The sequence below is a fragment of the Synechococcus sp. H60.3 genome (assembly GCF_047462295.1).
In the GTDB taxonomy this organism is placed as follows: domain Bacteria; phylum Cyanobacteriota; class Cyanobacteriia; order Thermostichales; family Thermostichaceae; genus Thermostichus.
This window is the reverse complement of sequence record NZ_JANSIY010000041.1, coordinates 2,202-20,664: the sequence shown is the minus strand read 5'-3', so window position 1 is coordinate 20,664 and position 18,463 is coordinate 2,202. Positions and strand designations below refer to the sequence as shown.

Annotated in this window: 15 protein-coding genes; 6 read left to right on the top strand and 9 right to left on the bottom strand. The window is 63.7% G+C overall.

Features of this window, described 5'->3' with window-relative positions:
- The coding region (locus NW841_RS06265; protein WP_414385850.1) for an alkaline phosphatase D family protein at window positions 1–946 on the bottom strand (946 nt) is incomplete at its 3' end.
- Between the two features lie 274 nt (window positions 947–1,220).
- On the opposite strand from NW841_RS06265, the gene clpS reads away from it, so the two are divergent.
- Window positions 1,221–1,502 carry an ATP-dependent Clp protease adapter ClpS gene (gene clpS / locus NW841_RS06260; protein ID WP_414385848.1) on the top strand — a complete coding sequence of 94 codons (282 nt, stop codon included), beginning with the start codon at window positions 1,221–1,223 and terminating at the stop codon, window positions 1,500–1,502.
- 15 nt (window positions 1,503–1,517) lie between these two features.
- A complete protein-coding gene (locus tag NW841_RS06255; protein WP_414333895.1) occupies window positions 1,518–2,324 on the top strand; it encodes a lysostaphin resistance A-like protein in 807 nt (268 codons plus the stop codon).
- 102 nt (window positions 2,325–2,426) lie between these two features.
- Here the strand turns inward: NW841_RS06255 and NW841_RS06250 are convergent, their stop codons facing one another.
- Window positions 2,427–3,893, bottom strand: a complete 1,467-nt coding sequence (locus NW841_RS06250) for a sodium:solute symporter family protein (protein ID WP_414370373.1) — start codon at window positions 3,891–3,893, stop codon at window positions 2,427–2,429.
- The gene (locus tag NW841_RS06245; RefSeq protein ID WP_414361321.1) at window positions 3,886–4,137 is read right to left on the bottom strand and encodes a hypothetical protein; all 252 of its coding nucleotides are present in this window, start codon (window positions 4,135–4,137) and stop codon (window positions 3,886–3,888) included. Before NW841_RS06245 ends, NW841_RS06250 begins: the two co-directional genes overlap by 8 nt.
- 69 nt (window positions 4,138–4,206) lie before the next feature.
- On the opposite strand from NW841_RS06245, the gene dprA reads away from it, so the two are divergent.
- Complete coding sequence (dprA, locus tag NW841_RS06240; protein WP_414385846.1) at window positions 4,207–5,343, top strand: DNA-processing protein DprA; 1,137 nt, start codon at window positions 4,207–4,209, stop codon at window positions 5,341–5,343.
- On the opposite strand, the gene NW841_RS06235 is transcribed toward dprA, so the two are convergent.
- From NW841_RS06235 to NW841_RS06220, 4 genes are all read right to left on the bottom strand, one after another.
- A complete protein-coding gene (locus tag NW841_RS06235) occupies window positions 5,282–6,031 on the bottom strand; it encodes an SOS response-associated peptidase (RefSeq protein WP_414367671.1) in 750 nt (249 codons plus the stop codon). The genes dprA and NW841_RS06235 overlap by 62 nt on opposite strands.
- Window positions 6,032–6,041: 10 nt before the next feature.
- Window positions 6,042–9,440, bottom strand: coding sequence for a maltose alpha-D-glucosyltransferase (gene treS / locus NW841_RS06230; RefSeq protein ID WP_414385844.1), 3,399 nt, complete (start codon window positions 9,438–9,440; stop codon window positions 6,042–6,044).
- A 199-nt stretch (window positions 9,441–9,639) separates the two neighbouring features.
- Entirely contained in the window at window positions 9,640–10,929 is a 1,290-nt protein-coding gene (locus NW841_RS06225; protein ID WP_414385843.1) for a DNA double-strand break repair nuclease NurA, read from the bottom strand.
- Window positions 10,913–11,866, bottom strand: coding sequence for a 6-carboxytetrahydropterin synthase (locus tag NW841_RS06220; protein WP_414385852.1), 954 nt, complete (start codon window positions 11,864–11,866; stop codon window positions 10,913–10,915). Before NW841_RS06220 ends, NW841_RS06225 begins: the two co-directional genes overlap by 17 nt.
- Window positions 11,867–12,101: 235 nt before the next feature.
- Between NW841_RS06220 and NW841_RS06215 the strand changes: the two genes are divergently transcribed.
- The 3 genes from NW841_RS06215 to NW841_RS06205 are packed head-to-tail and all read left to right on the top strand — an operon-like array spanning window position 12,102 to window position 15,933.
- Window positions 12,102–13,397, top strand: a complete 1,296-nt coding sequence (locus tag NW841_RS06215; RefSeq protein WP_414370379.1) for a homoserine dehydrogenase — start codon at window positions 12,102–12,104, stop codon at window positions 13,395–13,397.
- A 39-nt stretch (window positions 13,398–13,436) separates the two neighbouring features.
- Window positions 13,437–14,906, top strand: a complete 1,470-nt coding sequence (gene hemG, locus NW841_RS06210; protein WP_414385842.1) for a protoporphyrinogen oxidase — start codon at window positions 13,437–13,439, stop codon at window positions 14,904–14,906.
- Between the two features lie 4 nt (window positions 14,907–14,910).
- Window positions 14,911–15,933 carry a DUF3326 domain-containing protein gene (locus tag NW841_RS06205; RefSeq protein WP_414385841.1) on the top strand — a complete coding sequence of 341 codons (1,023 nt, stop codon included), beginning with the start codon at window positions 14,911–14,913 and terminating at the stop codon, window positions 15,931–15,933.
- A 7-nt stretch (window positions 15,934–15,940) separates the two neighbouring features.
- Here the strand turns inward: NW841_RS06205 and NW841_RS06200 are convergent, their stop codons facing one another.
- A complete protein-coding gene (locus tag NW841_RS06200) occupies window positions 15,941–16,399 on the bottom strand; it encodes an MAPEG family protein (RefSeq protein WP_414385839.1) in 459 nt (152 codons plus the stop codon).
- A 54-nt stretch (window positions 16,400–16,453) separates the two neighbouring features.
- A partial coding sequence (locus NW841_RS06195; RefSeq protein WP_414385838.1) for an ArsA family ATPase occupies window positions 16,454–18,463 on the bottom strand: 2,010 nt, incomplete at its 5' end.

The following is an 18,463-nucleotide window of genomic DNA, read 5'->3' as shown; positions in this document are numbered from 1 at the left end:
AGACTTCGGCGTTGGCACCGTAGCGGAAGCTGCGAAACACCCGATCCCGGCTATCTACCCCCGGTACATCCGTCAAGGTGGGGGTGATGGGGTTGTACTCAAAAAAGGCCTGGTAGCCCAGCACCCTAAAATCTTCCACGTCGCGGGTTTGCCCGGTGGTGTCGTTGAGCTGGACGGCGCGGCCGCCGCGGGCCTTCTGGCCGCTGTAGTTGTCGATCACCTCGTGGTCATCCCAGTTAACGACAAAGGAAGTGCGACTGAACAACTGCGGGAACTCCGGCCCGGCATACTTGGGATCCCGCTGATCCCGATAGAGGCTGCGGTAAAACTCCAGCGTCGGTACCGGATCCAGCCCCAGCCAGAAGCGATCCGCATAAACGGTGTCGCCGTTGAAGGCGATGAAATCAATATCGCCGCGGTTAACCTCGGCCAACAGGGCCGCCCCAATGGGGAAAGGAGGCTCATTGGCGCAGCTAATGTGCAAGAAGCGGATGGGCCGCCCATCGCCCGGAGCCGGCAGGGTGCGGAACTGGCCTACAGGGCTGGTAAACCCCTCACTGACAAAGCGGTAGAAATAGCGCTGCGCCGGCCTCAGGCCGGTAACAACGGCGCGGGCAATGTAGTCGCCCGGCTCGGTGCGGTAGTTGCGACCGGCCACGCGGCGGGCAGTCAGCGCAACCTGCTGCAGAATGGGGTTGAACTCGGCATTTTCCGCCACCTGCAGCGTCACAGGCACCGTATCCACGCTGCTGGCCGGCACCACCCGCGTGGAAAGCACCACCCCTTCGGAGGTGGGATCCCCGGCAAACACCCCCTGGGGAAATCCTGGCTCTCCCAGCGGCGGTATAGAAGAACTGGAGGTGCCCCCACAGGCGGCCAGGGCGGCTGCCCCACCGCCAAACATCAGCAACTGCAGGAAAAAGCGACGGGAACGCAGGGAACTCATACAGCTAACCTCAGCGACGCCGGCAAATGTAAAGGGATCCGCAACAATGGCCAATTGCCCCTAGTCAAGCACTTCTGCGCCCAAACTGAGGTTGTGGGCCGGTGAAAACTGGGTTAGCTTCTGTTTAAGAACGCCAGACCTGAGGCTTGGGTTCTCCGCGGCCTTTTCATAGCCCTTCCTGCGAAGGCTAAAATTCCATTAAGGTTTTTTGCTTTTTGGCTTTGTTTTCGGTTTTGCGTTCTAGAACCTCTTGTTGACCCAAGGAGGGATCGTCGTGGCTACGGAGACTCTGGTTAAGCCTTCTGTAACCCCGAAGCATATGCCCATGTACCGGGTGTTGCTGCACAACGACGATGTCAACACCATGGAGTACGTGGTGCAGGTGCTGGTGAAGGTCATTCCATCGATGATGCCGCCGCAAGCCACCGAGATCATGTTGGAAGCCCACAACAACGGCGTTGCTGTGGTCATCGTGGTGCCGCGGGAGCACGCGGAGTTTTACTGTGAGCAGTTGCGCCGGCACGGCCTCACCAGCTCGATCGAGCCGGAATGCTAGCCAGGAGCGGTTTGGGTGGGCCTGCCGACTGCTGAGCTGATTGGCAAACTCAAGGCCTTTCCCTTGCCGCTGCGGCTGTTGCTGTTTTTGGGGATCCCCCTTTTGGCCTGGCTACCGTGGGTCGGCCTGGGGGGATTTTTCTTTGGCCGAGAGTACCTCTGGCTGCCGCTGTATGCTCTACTGCTCCTTTGGCTGGGGCTGTGGGGATCTGGGTTTGCCGCCTATGGCTTGGACAAGAGTTGGGCCTGCCGAGCTGGGATCCTCTGGGGTCTAGGGATGGGTGTGGGCGGGCTTTTTCTGCTCTTTGGCCTGGAGGGGGCCCTGGGCTGGCTGAGCTGGCGGCCGGTGGAAGGGGGATCCCTGCTGGGCTATGGCTTGCTGGGGCTAGGGGTGGGCCTGGCGGTGGCTCTAGCAGAAGAGCTGTTGTTCCGCGGCTGGCTGCTGCAGGAGATGGCCTTGGACTACGGCTGGACAAGCGCTCTGTGGGGATCCAGCCTTCTCTTTGCTTTGGCCCACTTTTTGAAGCCGCCAGCAGAGATCCTCGCCACCTGGCCCCAGTTTCCGGGGCTGTGGCTGATGGGCCTGCTGCTGGCCCAGGCCAAGGTGTGGAACCAAAACAAGCTAGGACTCAGCCTGGGGCTGCACGCCGGCTGGGTGTGGGGCATCACCTGGGTCAACAACTTGGCTTGGATCGAGTACACCGGCAGGGCGCCAGAGTGGCTCACCGGCATCGGCGGCAACCCCCTAGCCGGGCTGATGGGCCTGCTCTTCCTGGGCGGCACCTTCCTTGTTCTCAAGAGGTTGGCCACCGACAGAAGCTGAACAACGCCGAAGCATCTCCCCTCTCCCTCAGGGAGAGGGGCCGGGGGTGAGGGTCATCCCTCAGGGAGAGGGGCCGGGGGTGAGGGATCTGTCTCAATCCAGTTATTTCGAGATCTCCTCCCCCCAAGGGCCGCTCTCATAGTAGGCGGCCAGCCTCTCCTGGTCGGGCTGAGTGAGCAAGCTCACCCCCACCAGCACCGCCGTGCCGACAACCACCGCCGGGATCACCGGCAGCCAGCCCCCCGTCCAGGCTTGGGGCAACAGGCCCGCCAGCCAGCCCAAGGTGAGACCGCTGGAAACCAAAGCTCCGGCTACGGCCCCGGCGCGGGTAGCCCGCTTCCAGTACAGGCCGGCAATCAAGAGGGGAAAGAGCATGGCGTTGCCCTGAAAGCTCCAGGTGGCAATCTGGGTAATGAGCCCCGGTGGCCTGACGGCAATGGCAAAGGAGACCAACCCAATCCCCAACACCACCCAGCGGCCCAACAGCTCCTCCTGGTGCGGAGAAAGCTGGCGCTTGAGCAAGGTAACCACCAGATCCCGGGTAACCAGGGAGCTGGCAGTTAGCAGTTGCGAGTCCGCCGTAGACATCAAAGCCGCCAGCGCCGCTGTAATCACCACTGCCGCCACGCCGCTGGGCAGGGTCTGCAACATCAGCGGCATGATCTGATCCGGCTGCTGCAGGTCAGGAAAAGCCAGCCGACCCCAGACGCCAATGAGGGCTGCTGGGAAGAACACCAGTAGAATCAGCAGCGGCCAGACCACCATCAGGGTCTGAAAGGGACGGGCACTTTTGGCCATGTAGAAGCGCTGAAAAAATTGGGGGAAAAGGGGCGTAGCCATCAAAAACAGCAGTTGGTTGCCAAGCAGGGTCTGCCAGCTCCAGCGCCCCTGGGGGCCGGGCAAGCTCAGCCAGGGATCCAACTGGCTACCGGCCTCTTGGCCCCAACTCAAGGCCACGGCCACAAAGGCCACTCCCATCCCCACAACCAAGATGATCCCCTGCACCACGTCCGTCCAGACCACGGCCTGGGAGCCGCCGAAGAGGACATAGCCCAGGATGACCAGCGCCACCCCCACCGCCAGGGGCCAGTAGGGGATCCCTTCCCCCAAAACGGCGGCCAGGGTGCGCGCCCCGCCGATGATCTGGATGCTGATGTAGGGGGCGGTAAACGTCAGGGCGCTTAGGCAATAGAGCAGGGCCAGGAGAGGGCTGTTGAAGCGGTGGCCAAAGAACTCCGAGGGGGTGATGAACCCAAAGTGCCGGGCCGCCAGCCACACCCGGTAGCCCACCCCAAAAAACAGCCCTGAGATCAGCGCCGTGGTGACCCCCACGGCCAAAAAAATCCCCAGGCCGTGGGTGTAGGCATCCGCCGGCACCCCGAGGAAGGTAAAGGCGCTGAGCAGCGTCGCCAGCGTGGTCAAGGTCAAGGCCAGGGATCCCAGCCCCCGCCCTGCCAGGAAATAGCTGACCGGATCCTGGCCGCTGCGGCGGTAGCTCCACCAACCAATGGCCGCCAGCAGCAGCAAGTACACCCCCACCACACCCAAACTCAAAACCGTGTCACTCATCTCCAGCCCTGGGCCAGCAAGTTCGCACAAAGTAGAAGTTCAGGGGCACCAACAGCAGCACCGCCAACCCTGCTCCCCAGTACCAAGCCGGGATCCCCCATAGCTGCGGCTGGGCCGAGCGGGATCCCACCCAGGTCAACAGCCACAGCAGCGGATAGATCCCCCACACCCAAGCCTGGCGTCCTTGTCCAAACCGCAATGGCCTTGTCGCCTGAGAACCACCAGCAGGATCCAATCCTGCCATTTGCCTATCTCCTGCTTTTTTGCTGACCATTACTTAAGGTACTACAGCCACTGTTGGGGGGAGCTGAACTTGTCTTTCTCCATTTCCGATCCTGCCGGCAAAAGGGAAGCTGGGGGCGAACGAGAGCGGCCCTACTGGCTGGCTTGGGCGCGGATTAGAGGGATCGGCCCCCATCGCCTCAAGCGGCTGGCGGAGTTCTTTGGATCCTTGGAACGGGCCTGGCAGGCGGATGTTCCGGCCCTGCTGCAGGTAGAGGGCATTGGCCCCACCCTGGCAGAAACGATTGCCTCTGCCCGTCCTGGCCTCGACCCTGGGGAGATCCTGGAGCAAACCCAAAAGCCGGGGATCCCCTTCCTAACCCCTGCGGATCCCGGCTATCCGCCCTTGTTGTGGGAGCTGCCGGATCCACCGCCCCTTCTCTACGTCTTAGGCGAGTGCCCCGACTGGCAGCAGCCGGCCATCGCTATTGTCGGCACCCGCGCCCCCACCTCCTACGGTCAGCAGTGGACCCAGAAAGTCAGCGCCGCCCTGGCGGAAGCTGGCTGCGTGGTGGTGTCGGGACTGGCCACCGGGATCGACGGCATTGCCCACCAGGCCTGCCTGGAGGCAGGCGGCAAGACGGTGGCCGTGGTGGGAACTGGGGTGGATCAGGTTTACCCCGACCACCATCGCGCTCTCTACCGGCGCATCCTGGAACAAGGGGCCGTCCTCAGCGAATATCCCCCCGGCACGCCGCCGGCCAAGGAGCACTTTCCCCAGCGCAACCGCATTATCGCCGGCCTCTGCCGCGCCACCCTGGTGATGGAGGCCCCAGAGCGCTCAGGGGCGCTGATTACCGCTCACCTGGCCAACCAATACGGGCGGGAGGTGTATGCCCTGCCGGGGAATATCGACACAGCAGCGGCCCGCGGCTGTCTGCACCTCATCCGCAGTGGTGCAGCGATGATCCTGGGGATCGAGGAGCTGCTCCAAGAGCTGGGCTTGGTTGAGGGATCCCCTCTCCCAGACCAACCCTTGTCCGCCGGCCCCAGGGATCCGCAGCAGCAGCTTCTCTGGCAGCTCCTGGGCAACGACATCCTCAGCCTCGATGCCCTGGCTCAGGCCACCCAGATGGACATTGCCACCCTCTCCAGCACCCTGCTGCTTATGGAACTGGAGGGCTGGCTGGTGCAACTGCCGGGGATGCGCTACCAGCGGGCTCGCTGAGGTTGGATCCCTGCACCGCTTCTCCGATGGGAGCCCGGCATGTGGGATCCTCGTGGCGAGGGTTGTTGACATGGGTGCTGACGGGGTAGGCGGCCATGGCCTCTGCCGGGTAGGGGCGAAGCAAGGGCAGGAGCCGCGCCGGATCCCGCACCTGCGGATCCAGCCAGAGGTCGTAATCGTCTTCTAGCAAAATGGCCGGCATCCGCTCGTGGAAAAGCCCCATTAGCCGATTGGCTGGCGTGTTGAGGATGGCGCAAGTTTCTCTCTCCACCCCTTGTGGGCTGCGCCAGCGCTCCCAAATGCCGGCAAAGGCAAACACCGGTCGATCCAGCAGGTAAAACCAGTAGGGCTGTCGCTTGGCCGTGCCCTGGTCGGCCCACTCGTAGAAGCCATCTGCCGGGATCAGGCAGCGGCGGCGGCAAAAGGCCTGGCGGAAAGAGGGTTTCTCGGCCACGGTCTCGGCGCGGGCATTGATCCACCCGGCCTTGGGAGTGCGGCTCCAACTGGGGATCAAGCCCCAGCGGAACTGAGTGGCCTGGCGCTGAAGGGATCCCGCCACCACCGCCAGCAGCGGCTGAGCAGGGGCAATGTTGTAGCGGGGCTGGAGCGCCGCCACTGCCCCCCTCTCGAGTTGAAAATGCTGCTGCAGCCGTTCGGGAGCAACCGCCAGGCTAAACCGTCCGCACATCCGGGATCCCTCAAACCTGGGTGGAAATGCCCAGCAACTGCAGGATCCCCCGCAGCGGGATCTCCACCTGCTCGGGACGGTGGTTGAGCTCGTAGCCCAGCTCGTAGATGGCCTTCTCCAGCAGATAGGCCTCTAGCAGCACTTCCAGCTCCTGCGGGCTGCGAGGCAGAAAAGCCCCTTGGGAAGCCACCTGGAGATACTCGGCCAAGAAAGCAGCACAAACCCAGCGGTGCCAAAACTGGGCCCAGCGCATCATGTCGGGGCACTTGTCCCCGCAGACCAGGCCGCTTTCCAGTTGCTGGCGCAAGCCGGTGTGAACGGCGTAGTGGAAAGAGCGCAGCATCCCTGCCACATCCCGCAGGGGGCAGCGTTTGAGGCGGCGTTCTCCCAGGGAGCGGGCCGGCTCCCCTTCAAAGTCGATGATGACAAAGTCCTTGCCGGTAAACAGCACCTGGCCCAAGTGGTAATCCCCATGGCAGCGAGTGCGCAAAGCCGTGATCTTCCGCTCCAGGATGAGGCGGAAGCGGCTCATGATCTCCCCTTCTTGGTCGCGAACAGCCCGGGCCAACTTGGCCTCCACCTCCGGCAGCTTGGGGATCTGCTTGTTCAGCAGCGGAAACACCTGCCCCACCAAATTGCGCATGGATTGATAGATGGAGCGTTGGTAGAGACTGGAGAAGGGCTCGGGGGCAAAGTCTTTGTTTTCGGTGTCGGCAGCCAGAGCAAGGTGCAGCTCGGCGGTGCGCTTGGCCAAGATCCGCACCGACTCCAGGTAGCTGCCAATGGTGGCGTAGGCCAGCTCCGGCAAGGGGAGTTGAGACAGCTCCAAGAAGGATCCCTGCGGAACGGGCACGGGATCCACCTCTAGGTAGTGAACCAGCACCGTCTCGAAAAACTGCCCCAGGCTGTCCAGCGTGTAGTGCCAGGCATCCCCCTCGTTGGGGATGTACTCCTGCAAAATGGCCAACGTGATGGGCTGATCGCTGGGATCAAAGCCCCGCGCCCCACGGCGGCGGCGATATTCCAGGGATCCCAACAGCCGCGGCACCCGCACCTGGGGATGGTGCTCCAGCAGGTAGCGGCCGATCTCTAGCTCTGGATTCACCCCCTCGGCCACCTTGCGATAGAACTTGAGGATGTACTGATTGCCGTAGACCACCGAGGTGTTGCTCTGCTCCGCCTTGAGGATGCGGGGTTCAAGGCCGAGGTCGTACTCAAAGGGAGCATAGGTGGTGGCCCACAGCTCCCCTGAGGAGTGGCGCAGGCGGCCCTGCTGGGCGATGATCTGCAGCGGCAACGACAAAAAGGTTTTATCGGCCAGCGCGTCGAAAAGCACGCCCGGCGGATCCCCGGCCACCTGCACAGGGAGGATGACTGCCTGGGGTGTCTCTACGCGCAGGTGCAGGGCCGCCTCTTGGGTGGTGTAGCCCACGGGGAGAGAGTAGAGTTCTGCTTCCCCCTCGGTAAACTCGACTTGCAAGAGCAAAATCTGGCCCCGAAAGGGGGGATCCCCTTCCCGATTACAGGGAATGGCATCCAAGATCTGGGCCGACTGAATTTGGCGGGCTTTGGAGCCGAACCAACGGCAGCGGTAGAGGTAGTCGCCCAAGACCGCCTCCAGCCGCTCTTGGCTTTCCCCTTGAAAGAGGCTTTCCCACGTGGGGGCGATCAGGGTGGGCAGGCGATCTGGCTCTTCCGGTTTGCTGTGACTGGGGTGGATCCGCTCCGTTGGTCGCTGTGGCTCGAGGGAAAACCAGTAGAAGGAGTGGGGGCCCAGGGTCAGGAAATAGGGCAGTTGGCCGATGGGAGGAAACGGCGTGCGCCCGAAGATCTCTACCGGGATCAGCCCCTCCCAGTGGGCTAAGTCCAGCTCCACAAACTGCGCGTAGCGGGAGAGGTTGGCCACCACCAGGATGCGCTCGTCGCCGTAGGCCCGCATAAAGGCCAGCACCTTGCGGTTTTCCGGGTGCAGCAGCTCAAAAGAGCCGCGGCCAAAAGCTTGGAAGCGCTTGCGCACCGCAATCATCCGTTTCATCGTCCACCACAGGGAATAGGGGTTGTTCCGCTGCGCTTCCACGTTGACGGTTTCGTAGTGGTACTCGGCATCGATGACGATGGGCAGGTAGAGCTTCTGCGGGTTGGCGCGAGAAAAGCCGGCATTGCGGTCGGCGCTCCACTGCATCGGCGTGCGCACGCTGTTGCGATCCCCCAGGTAGATGTTGTCCCCCATGCCGATTTCGTCGCCGTAGTAGATCACCGGCGTGCCGGGCAGAGAAAACAGCAGGCTGTTCATCAGCTCGATGCGGCGGCGGCTGTTGCCCAGCAGCGGGGCCAGGCGGCGACGGATGCCCAGGTTGACCCGCGCGTTGGGATCCTTGGCGTAGACCTGGTACATGTAGTCCCGCTCTTCGTCGGTAACCATCTCCAGGGTGAGCTCGTCGTGGTTGCGCAAGAAAATAGCCCACTGGCAGGTTTCGGGGATGGGGGGAGTCTGCTGCAGGATGTCGATGATGGGGAAGCGATCCTCCATCTGGATGGCCATAAAGAGCCGTGGCATCAGGGGGAAGTGGAAGTCCATGTGGCACTCGTCTCCGTCGCCGAAGTAGGCCACAGCATCTTCCGGCCACTGGTTGGCCTCCGCCAGCAGCATACGGTTGGGATATCTTTCGTCAATGTATTTGCGTAGGGCCTTGAGGAAGGCGTGGGTTTCCGGCAGGTTCTCGCAGTTGGTGCCCTCCCGCTCGTACAGATAGGGCACCGCGTCCAACCGCAGGCCGTCCACCCCCATGCTCAGCCAAAAGTCCACCACCTCGAAGATGGCCTTCTGCACGGCAGGGTTGTCGTAGTTGAGATCCGGCTGGTGGGAGTAGAAGCGATGCCAGTAGTAGGCCTTGGCCACCGGATCCCAGGCCCAGTTGGAAGTTTCAAAGTCTTGAAAGATGATGCGGGCCTCTTTGTACTTTTCGGGGGTGTCGCTCCAAACGTAGAAATCCCGCTCAGGCGTGCCGGGGGCAGCGCGCCGAGCCCGCTGAAACCAGGGATGCTGATCGGAGGTGTGGTTGAGGATCAGCTCGATGATGACGCGGATCCCGCGTTGGTGGGCGGCATCTAGAAAGATTTTAAAGTCCTCTAGGGTGCCCAGGGTGGGGTTAACGTTGGTAAAATCAGAAACATCATAGCCATCATCCCGCAGGGGGGATGGGAAAAAGGGCAACAGCCAGATGGCCGTGATGCCGAGATCTTGCAGGTAGTCCAGCTTTTCCGTCAGGCCCTGGAAGTCGCCCACGCCATCGCCATCGCTATCGGCAAAGGCCCGCACCGGCACTTCGTAGATCACCGCGTCTTTGTACCAGAGAGGGCTGGGGGCCAAGCTGGAGCCAACAGAGCGAAGAGGAGTTCGGGTCATCATAGGGCGGCAACCAAAACCGAGGGGTCAATCGGCTAAAGATAGCCTTGGGACTGGGATCCGCTCAATAGGTTATAGTCGCTTCTGGGATGCCAAGGATCCCAGCAGGCGCTACGATTTTGGGTCTAAGGAGTCATTCCCTCACCCCCAGCCCCTCTCCTAGAAGGAGAGGGAAGGAAGAGCTTTGCGGCACTGGCACCAATTAGGCGATACCCGTTCGCTTCTGGGCTTCCTTACGAGAGACGGCCACATGGCGCAGGCCGGCGCGGATCAGCTCCTGCTCGATGAGGGTGAAGAACCGCTGCCGATCGCCTCCTCTCACTACAGCCAGATGATGGGCTTCGGCCAGGGCGATGGGGTAGCCAAAGCCCTTTTGCACCTGGCTCAGCACCCCTGCCAGGGCCTGCTGCAGCAGCTCTGGATCCTGGGCCACCCAGGCGGGAAACTCTAGCCGGGCAATCTCCGGCAGGGATCCCTCGCCAGGGTTCGCGCCAACATTCAAGTAACAGCAGTGGATGTGATGTTCCCCAAAAGTCTCCAGGACGCTGGCGCCACTGCGCCAGAGGGGGCTGCGCTCTCCCGCCTGCAGCAGGGATCCCCAAAAAACGCGATCTGCCAGGGGGGCAAAGGGCTGGCAGGGGGGAGTTTTCTCGCCGGCGCAGTAGCGATAGCAGTCGCAGCCCAGGTAGGGGCACAGCCCCAGGCGCAAGTAGTTAAGGGTTTCGCTGCTGCGGGAAGCGCTGATGTAGCCCACCAGGGGGATGCGGGCCGCCCGCAACTGCTCCAGGGTCGCCAGGATGGGATCCAGCCAGGGACGTTGGGTTGATCTAGGCAGCGACTCCAGTCCCCAGGGGATCAGGGATCCATCCAGCAGCGCCAGCGTGAGGCGACGGCAGGACAGCGACAGGGCCAACTGGGCCAGCTCCTCCAACTCTGCCTGGGAGCGCCGCAAAGCCAGCACCTCTTCGGCGTCCAAAGCAATCTCCGCCCCCTCACCGCGATCTCCTTCCTCTCGGCGGGGTTGGCGGCGAAGACGGCGCGGGGCCGCTCCTGGAAGGGAGTTGGATCGGTTCGGTTGAGCAAAGGGCTCCTGCCCGTAGATCAGCAGGGGCTGGCTGTCCAGCAGCGGCCACTCTTGCGTGCCGTAGTGGAGGGCTACCCGCCCAATGTTGATGAGCGAGCAGTAGGCGATCTCGTGGTGGCTGGGCAGGATCTGGGAGCCGTCGGTGGCCACCACCGTGTGCGGCCCCTGCAAAGGTTCCACTTTGGGCAGGGATCCCCAGGTTTCCGGCGGCTCGGCGGGACTGGCGCAGGTAAAGGCGAGATGGGATCCCCACTCCGCCCAGCGGGACTGCCAGGCTTGGGGTTCTCGCTGCAGGCGGGCAAACTCTTGCAAGGCCAGGCGCAGACGCTCTTGGTTGGCCTTCGACTCCTGCTGCAGGTGGCGGGCGAAGGCGGGAATCTGCTCGCTCAGTTTAACAAGATCCAGCATAGGCGGCTGGCCTACCCCTGCCGGCAGCTAGGGGCTCCACTTCAGAGGGATCCCTCTTGCCCTCGCTCGCGGGGTATGGGGTGGCAGCGGTAGCTGCGCCCAGCTCCTCTAGCGGAAACTCCCCATAGACCTCGCTGCTGTTGTTGGGGCTTTCCTGCAGGCGGACACGGTGCAGTTGCACCCCCAGCTCCCGCAGGGGCAGAGTCAGCAGCCGCTGGATGTAGAGGGCAATGTTTTCGGCGGTGGGCACCACCTGGGCAAAGTAGGGGATGTCTTTGTTTAAGAAGGTGTGATCTAGGGGTTTGACCACCTGCTCCTCAATTACCCGCTGCAAAGCCGCCAAGTCCACGATCATCCCCGTGCGCGGGTCGATGGATCCCTTGACGGTGATCTCCAGGCCATAGTTGTGGCCGTGGCCGTGGGGACGGGCGCAGAGGCCGTAGATGGCGGTGTTCTCTTCCAGACTGAGGTGATCCAAGGCCAAGCGGTGGGCGGCGCTAAAGTGGGTGGCAACGGTCAAGTAGGCTTGCATGGCTTCTCCTCGGTATTCGGCCCAAAGGTGGGGATCCTCGTAGAGGCGCATACTACTGAGCGGCAGCGCATCGGCTAGGCGCTGCCAGATAGCGTAGGCGATGAACTCGGTGGTGGGCAGGGTTTGGGCAAACTCTGGCCAAGCTTCGTTGAGGTAGGCAAAGTTCAGCTCTTGAATGACCCGTTCCTGAAGCACTTGCTTGACCTCTGAGAGGTTAAGCACCATGCCGTACTCGTCCACCTCTCCCGTCAAGCCCACCTCCAGCACGTAGTTGTGGCCGTGGCCGGGGAAGCGGGCGTGGGGGCCAAAGCGGGCCAGGTTCTCGGCTTCAGAGAGCTCCGGCAGCCAGTAGCGGTGGCTGGCGGCAAAATGGGCACGGCGGTAGATGGTACAGGTTCTGGACATGAAGGCTATGAATGAAAACATCTGTAAAGGGATCCCCCCTTCAGCATAAACCCCAAACCGGCACTGCCCCCACAGCGAGGGATCCCTGCGGCTGTCTCAACGCACCTTCCCCCTGAACCCAAAGCGCCTTGGGATGGATGGCCAAAATCTCGTCCTGATGGGGCCAGGAGTGTGTCAACCTGGTAAAGGTAAGGAAGTCTTTGGGTCTCAGGGATCAACGGGCGAGGGAGCGGCTGTGGTCTATCGGGTTGGGCTACTGGGGCTGGGTACTGTCGGCACGGGCGTGGTAGAGATTTTGCAACGCCCACCTCACCCCCTCTTGCAGGCTGTCGAGCTTGCGGCGGTAGGGGTGCGTTCCCTGGACAGGCCGCGGCGGGTATCCATCCCGCTTGAGCGCCTGACCACTGACCTAGAGCGGATTGTGTCGGATCCAGACATTGACGTGGTGATTGAGCTCATGGGCGGGCTGGAGCCGGCTCGCAGCCTCATCCTAAAGGCCATTGACCACGGCAAGCCAGTCATTACAGCCAACAAAGCGGTCATTGCCCGCTATGGCGAGGAGATCTTCCGCGCTGCTGCCCAGGCCAGGGTGGCCGTGCTGCTGGAGGCAGCCGTGGGGGGTGGGATCCCTGTCGTCCAGACTTTGCAGCAGTCGCTGCAGGCCAGCCGCATCCAGGCGGTCTGGGGCATCATCAACGGCACGACCAACTTCATCCTCAGCCAGATGGCCCAGGAGGGTAGCTCCTTTGCCGAAGCGCTGGCCCAAGCCCAAGCCCGCGGCTATGCGGAGGCGGATCCCAGCGCCGATGTGGAAGGATGGGATGCGGCGGACAAGATCGCCATTTTGGCTAGCCTGGCGTTTGGGGTGTCGGTGCCGCGGGAGGCCATCCCTTGCGAAGGGATCCGCAGCATCAGCCCCACCGACATCCGCTATGCCCGCGAGTGGGGCTACACCTTCAAGCTTTTGGCCATTGCCCAGAGGGCTGGTGTCCCAGGATCCGAAACGGCCTTGGATGTCCGCGTCCACCCCACCCTATTGCCGCTGACCCACCCGCTGGCTAATATCCACGGCGTGGACAACGCCGTCTGGGTACAAGGGGATCCCCTGGGCCAGGTGGTGCTCTCCGGGCCGGGGGCGGGACAGGGGCCGACGGCCAGTGCTGTCGTTGGGGATCTGCTCACCCTACTTGCCCACCTGCAGACAGGGGCCCATCTCCCCAATCCTCTCTGGGGATTGCCTGTTTCTCCTCCTGTTGCCTCCCTGCTGCCACTGGCGGAGGTGCAGTCGGAGTTTTACGTGCGAGTGCTGGCCCAGGATCGACCGGGGGTGATGGGAGCTATTGGCACCTGCTTTGGCCGGCACCAGGTTAGCCTGGAGAGCATTACCCAAAAGGAGTGCCACCAGGAGCTGGCGGAGATTGTTGTCCTCACCCACACCGTGCGCGAGGCTGACTGCCGGCAGGCGCTGGCCGAGATCCAGCAGCTTCCCCAGGTAGCCGGGATCCCCAGCCTGTTTCGCGTGCTGCGCTAATGGCGCCCCTCGTGTTGCCCGTGATGGAGGATAGACAGCTTGGCAGCGACCGCGGATCTTGCAACCCCTGAACTCCTCAGAGCCGAAGTGGTGGTCATTGGGGCGGGCATCAGCGGCCTGACGCTGGCTTGGCGCCTGCAGCAGGGTCTCTCTGGTAGGGGTGGCTCCGCTCAGCCAGTGCTCTTGGCCGAGGCCAGCTCTCGGGTGGGCGGCTGCATTTCCACCCAATCCAAAGACGGCTACCGCTGGGAGGAAGGCCCCAACAGCTTTACCCCTACGCCTGCCCTGCTCAACTTGATTGCCGAGGTGGGCCTGGCCGACCAACTGGTGCTGGCCGATGCCAAGCTGCCCCGCTACATCTACTGGGAAGGAGAGCTGCTGCCAGTGCCGCTGAGCCCCACGGCGGCTCTGGGCTCACGGCTGCTCAGTGTGGGTGGTAAGCTGCGGGCTCTGCAGGGCCTGTTGGGGTTTGTCCCTCCGCCGCCGGGGCAGGAGGAGACGGTGCGGCAGTTTTTCCGGCGACAACTGGGATCCGAAGTGGTGGAGCGCCTGGTGGAGCCCTTCACCTCAGGGGTCTATGCCGGGGATCCGGATCAACTCAGCGCGGTGGCAGCTTTCCCTCGGGTAGCTGGTCTAGAGGAGCGCTACGGCAGTCTCTTTGCCGGCGCCCTGCAGGCTCTGCGCCAAAGACCCCAGCCTTTTCCCGCAGCCATCCAACCCCCGCCCAAACGCGGCCAACTGGGCAATCTGAGGCAGGGGCTGCAGCAGTTGCCAGAGGCCCTAGCCCAAAAGCTGGGCGACAGCCTGCGGCTGGGTTGGCAAGCGGTGCAGCTGCAGCGGGAGGGAGAGCTCTATGGGGTGGGCTTTGCAACCCCAGAGGGATCCCGCTGGGTGGCTGCTCGCCAGGTGGTGCTGGCTCTCCCCGCCTATGAGGCTGCCTTGCTGCTGCAGGAACTCAACCCCGAGGCCAGCCAGCTCTTGGCTGGGATCCCCTATCCGCCGGTGGCAGTGGTGGCTCTGGCCTATCCCCAAGCGGTTCTGCCGCAGCCGCTGCGGGGCTTTGGCCACCTCATCCCGCGCTCCCAGGGTCTACGCACCCTAGGCACTATCTGGGCCTCCTGTCTTTTCCCGGAGCGGGCTCCCCAGGGCTACCACAGCTTCCTCAGCTTCCTGGGCGGTGCTACCGATGCTGCCTTGGCCCGCCGGCAAGGGATCCCACCCATCACTGCTCTGTCCCCTGAGGAGCGAGCGCAAATTGTCCACGCCGAGCTCAGTCAGGTCCTGCTTACCCGCCGCGCCGAGCCCATCTACCTGGGCGAACGCCTGTGGCCCCGCGCCATTCCCCAATACACCCTCGGCCACCGGCAGCGGATGGCCCAGTTGCAGGTCCACCTGGCCTCCCAGACGCCGGGGATCTGGGTGTGCGCCAACTACCTGGACGGTGTAGCCCTGGGCGACTGCGTGCGGCGGGCTGAGGCGCTGGCGCAGCAGCTTTTGTCCCAGGTCTAGTCCGATGGGTCGCCCCTACACCGTCCTGCTTTTGGTTCCCACCGGTATCGGTGCCCGGGTGGGCGGCTTTGCCGGCGATGCCCTGCCCGTGGCCCGCGCCTTGGCCGCAGCCGCGGATTGCGTCATCACCCACCCCAATGTCCTCAACGGCGCTACCCTCTTCTGGCCCCTGGGGAATGTGCTCTACGTGGAAGGATACGGCCTGGATCGCTTCTGTGCCGGGGAGTGGTCCCTCAGGCCAGTGCGGCAAAACCGCATCGGGGTGGTGCTGGATGCCGGGATCCCTGAGGATCTGCGCCAGCGCCATTTGCAGGTCATGCAAGCCGCTCAGGCCACGCTGGGGCTGGACATCGGCCCCTGGCGCTTGACTCCTCGACCCTTAGGCGTTGCCGTCAGCTTCTCCCCTGCCGGGGCCAGCCAGGGATCCCTAGCGGATCCCGAGGCGCTCCTGGAAGCCGCCCGTGCGCTACTCTATGCAGGGGCCGAGGCCATTGCCGTGGTGGCCCGCTTCCCCGACGATCTTGACTTTAGCCAGTACGAGCAGGGGCAGGGGGTAGATCCCCTGGCGGGGGCCGAGGCCATCCTCAGCCACCTGGTGGTGCGGGAGCTGGGGATCCCGTGTGCCCATGCTCCGGCCCTCTACCCTGATCCCGACCCCAAGCCGGTTCACCCCCGCGCTGCCGCTGAAGAGGTGGGGTTTACTTTCCTGCCCTCGGTTTTGGCAGGGCTGAGCTACGCTCCCCAGTTTGTGAAAAGGGGGGATCCCCTCCAGACGGGCGACCTGACAGCCGAGCAGGTGGACAGCGTCATTGCCCCGGCCACCGCCTTTGGCGGCCCCGGCCTACTTTACCTCGCCAGCCGCCCCCGCCCGCCCCTGTTTATTGCCGTCGAAGAAAACACCACCGTCATGCAGGTTCACCCGCGCCAGTTGGGGATCCCGCATGTGGCGGTTAGCTCCTACCTGGAGGCCATTGGCGTGGTGGTGGCCCACCGGGCTGGCGTGGCCCTCTCGTCGCTGCGGCTGTAGCCTCGGGCTAAGCCCAGTTCTGGCCCAGAAACGGCAACAGGCCAATCAGCAGCAGGCCCAGCGTGGCCAGCGACCCAACCAAAAAGGAGAGGGAGCGCCCCAGGGGAATGTCGCCGATGTAGAAAAAGTTGTAAAACAGCCGTGCCAGCAGAAACACACCGCAGAGCAAGGCTACCCCTTCGTCGCCGCTAAGGCCAAACAGCCAGGGATCCGGGTGGGGGCCAGTAACATAGGCAATCAAGGCTGACGGCGCAAAGGTGCCCAGGGCCTCAAAGCCGTTGGCATGGGCCCAGGTGGCCCGCTGGCCGTAGGGAGGCAGCCGGTCGAACATAGCCCGCGGCGCATGGGGATCGTAGCCAACGCGGGCGCGGGCATAGCCGACCACGCCCATGGGCAGGTACACCAACAGGATGGCTGCAGCAATCGAGAACAGGGGGATGGCTTGCTGGGGGAGGTTGGGCAACATAGGCAAAACGCAGAGGAAAGAGGCGGCACCCGCACTTTCTCTAGGCTAGCCTCCCTAGGCGGGAATTGGCGCCGGGCTGCCTAGCAGGTAAGCCCCAACGGCTTCTAGGCTGGGCGGGTGCAGGAAAGGGAGGGTGACAATGGCCTGCTGGGGAAAGCGCTGGGGCAACTGGGCCAGGATGGCCTGGTGGCGGCGCCAAAGGGCTGCGCCAAAGGGGGTGGAGTCCTCCAGCCAAACCCGATTGAGAACGGCGTAGGGATGGGGGATCCCCAGGGCATCCAACTCCGCCAAGAGGCGCTCGGTTTCCGCCAGAACTGCCTGTTCGGGGTTGAAGACGGGGACAAAGCTAACAAACTGGGGATCCCGCAGCCGCCGCTGCAGCTGGCGCACCTGGGCCAGGAGATCCCGCAACCGCTGCGCCCATTCCGGCCGGCCCACCACGTCGCGGTACTTTAGCCACAGCTTCAGGGCCAAGCTCACCCAGCCTTCTAGGGCCTGCGGCATCTGCAAAAAGCGCAGGAGATGGCCGGTGGGGGCGGTATCCACCACCACCAGGTCGAACTGGCCGCTGGCTTCTTGTTCCAGCACCGTCAGCAGGGCCATCACCTCGTCTAGGCCGGGAGGGGGCATCTGCAAAAGCTGTCGCCAAGCCTGCGGGTCGTACTGGATCTCCACCCCTGCCGTTTCCTCCCCCGCCAGGATAGCCGCCACCTCTTCCAGGTAGTCCTGGCGGAAGCGCTCCAGCACTGCCGCCGCCTCGATCTCCTGGCCCAGCAGGTTGGGCAAGAGCGGCAGCGGCTCCTGACCCAGCTTTGTCTGAAACAGATCCCCCAGCGAGTGGGCCGGGTCGATGGAGACCAGTAAGAGCCGCTGGTCGGGATGGCGCTGGGCCAAGTTCCAGGCTAGGGCCCCGGCCACCGTGGTCTTGCCCACTCCGCCCTTGCCCCCCACCAGCACAAGGCGGATCCCTTGGGCCAAAAAATCTGGCAGGGCCACCCTTGGGGGGGAGGGGATCCCGCCGACAGGCTCCCCTGGGCTAGGGGGGATCTCTTCCAACTGCGGCAGCACCTCTGGCAAGGGGCGAAGCTGTTGCACCAGCTTGTCCAGGGCCGTCGGCCCAATCGGCTCCTCCAGTTGATAGGGACAAACCCAGATGGGATAGCCAGGCAGCTCCTCTTGGAGTGTTTTTAGCCAGCGCCACTGCTCCTGCTGGCGGGCTAGGTAAAGAGGCGAGGGGCGGCTGGGGGTTGCTTCCGCTTTTTCCCCTGCGGCCGCCACCGTCCCCAGCAGCACCTGGTTGACCAGAAGACCCCCCACAGGCACACGGCGGCTTTGCAGTTGTTGACAGAAGCGGCGGGTCTCCGCCACGCTCAACGGCTCCGGGATCAGCACCAGCCAAGCAGAGGTGCTCTCCGGGTCGGTGAGGCGGGCTTTGCCTCCCTCCAGCTCACTTTGTAGCCGGGTCAAAAAAGCATCGGCCTCATCCGGTCGATAGGTGCCCGTCAGGGATTGGACAACCTCGCGGTGCTTGGCCTGGAAGGTGGCAAACACCGCCAGCAGATTATCCAAAAAGTCGGGCAACTCCAACAGCCGCAGGGTGTGGCCGGTGGGGGCCGTGTCCAGGATGACTGTGTCCACCTCTTGGCCTGCCAGCAGGCGGTTGACCTCGAGGATGGCCATCAGCTCGTCCACCCCCGGCCAGTCCAGATCCCAAAGGGGCAACAGATCCTCTCGCCCCAGCCAACTGCCCCGCTCGGCAATCAGCTCCAGAGCCGGGCCGTAGGTCTGCTTGAAAGACTGCAGCAGCTCCTCGGCCTGGAGGGCCCGCACCTGCAAGTTGGGCCGTTCGCGCAAGCGGTGCGGAGCACTTTCCGGCAGGGGTTGGGGGGTGTCGGCCACCGGGATCCCCAGCACATCCCCCAGGGAGTGGGCCGGATCGGTGGACAGCAACAGCAGACGGCGCTCTGGTTGCCTCTGGGCTAGGTGACGGGCTAGGGCACAGGCCAGGGTGGTTTTGCCCACGCCCCCCTTGCCGCTCAACAGCAGCAAGCGGCAGGAAGCCGA

Excerpts from the sequence above, each read along its gene's own strand:
- NW841_RS06205 (WP_414385841.1), top strand. The coding sequence starts at position 14,911 with ATGGGTCGCCCCTACACCGTCCTGCTTTTGGTTCCCACCGGTATCGGT.
- NW841_RS06245 (WP_414361321.1), bottom strand. The coding sequence starts at position 4,137 with ATGGCAGGATTGGATCCTGCTGGTGGTTCTCAGGCGACAAGGCCATTG.
- NW841_RS06235 (WP_414367671.1), bottom strand. The coding sequence starts at position 6,031 with ATGTGCGGACGGTTTAGCCTGGCGGTTGCTCCCGAACGGCTGCAGCAG.
- treS (WP_414385844.1), bottom strand. The coding sequence starts at position 9,440 with ATGATGACCCGAACTCCTCTTCGCTCTGTTGGCTCCAGCTTGGCCCCC.
- NW841_RS06200 (WP_414385839.1), bottom strand. The coding sequence starts at position 16,399 with ATGTTGCCCAACCTCCCCCAGCAAGCCATCCCCCTGTTCTCGATTGCT.
- NW841_RS06225 (WP_414385843.1), bottom strand. The coding sequence starts at position 10,929 with ATGCTGGATCTTGTTAAACTGAGCGAGCAGATTCCCGCCTTCGCCCGC.
- NW841_RS06250 (WP_414370373.1), bottom strand. The coding sequence starts at position 3,893 with ATGAGTGACACGGTTTTGAGTTTGGGTGTGGTGGGGGTGTACTTGCTG.
- NW841_RS06220 (WP_414385852.1), bottom strand. The coding sequence starts at position 11,866 with ATGTCCAGAACCTGTACCATCTACCGCCGTGCCCATTTTGCCGCCAGC.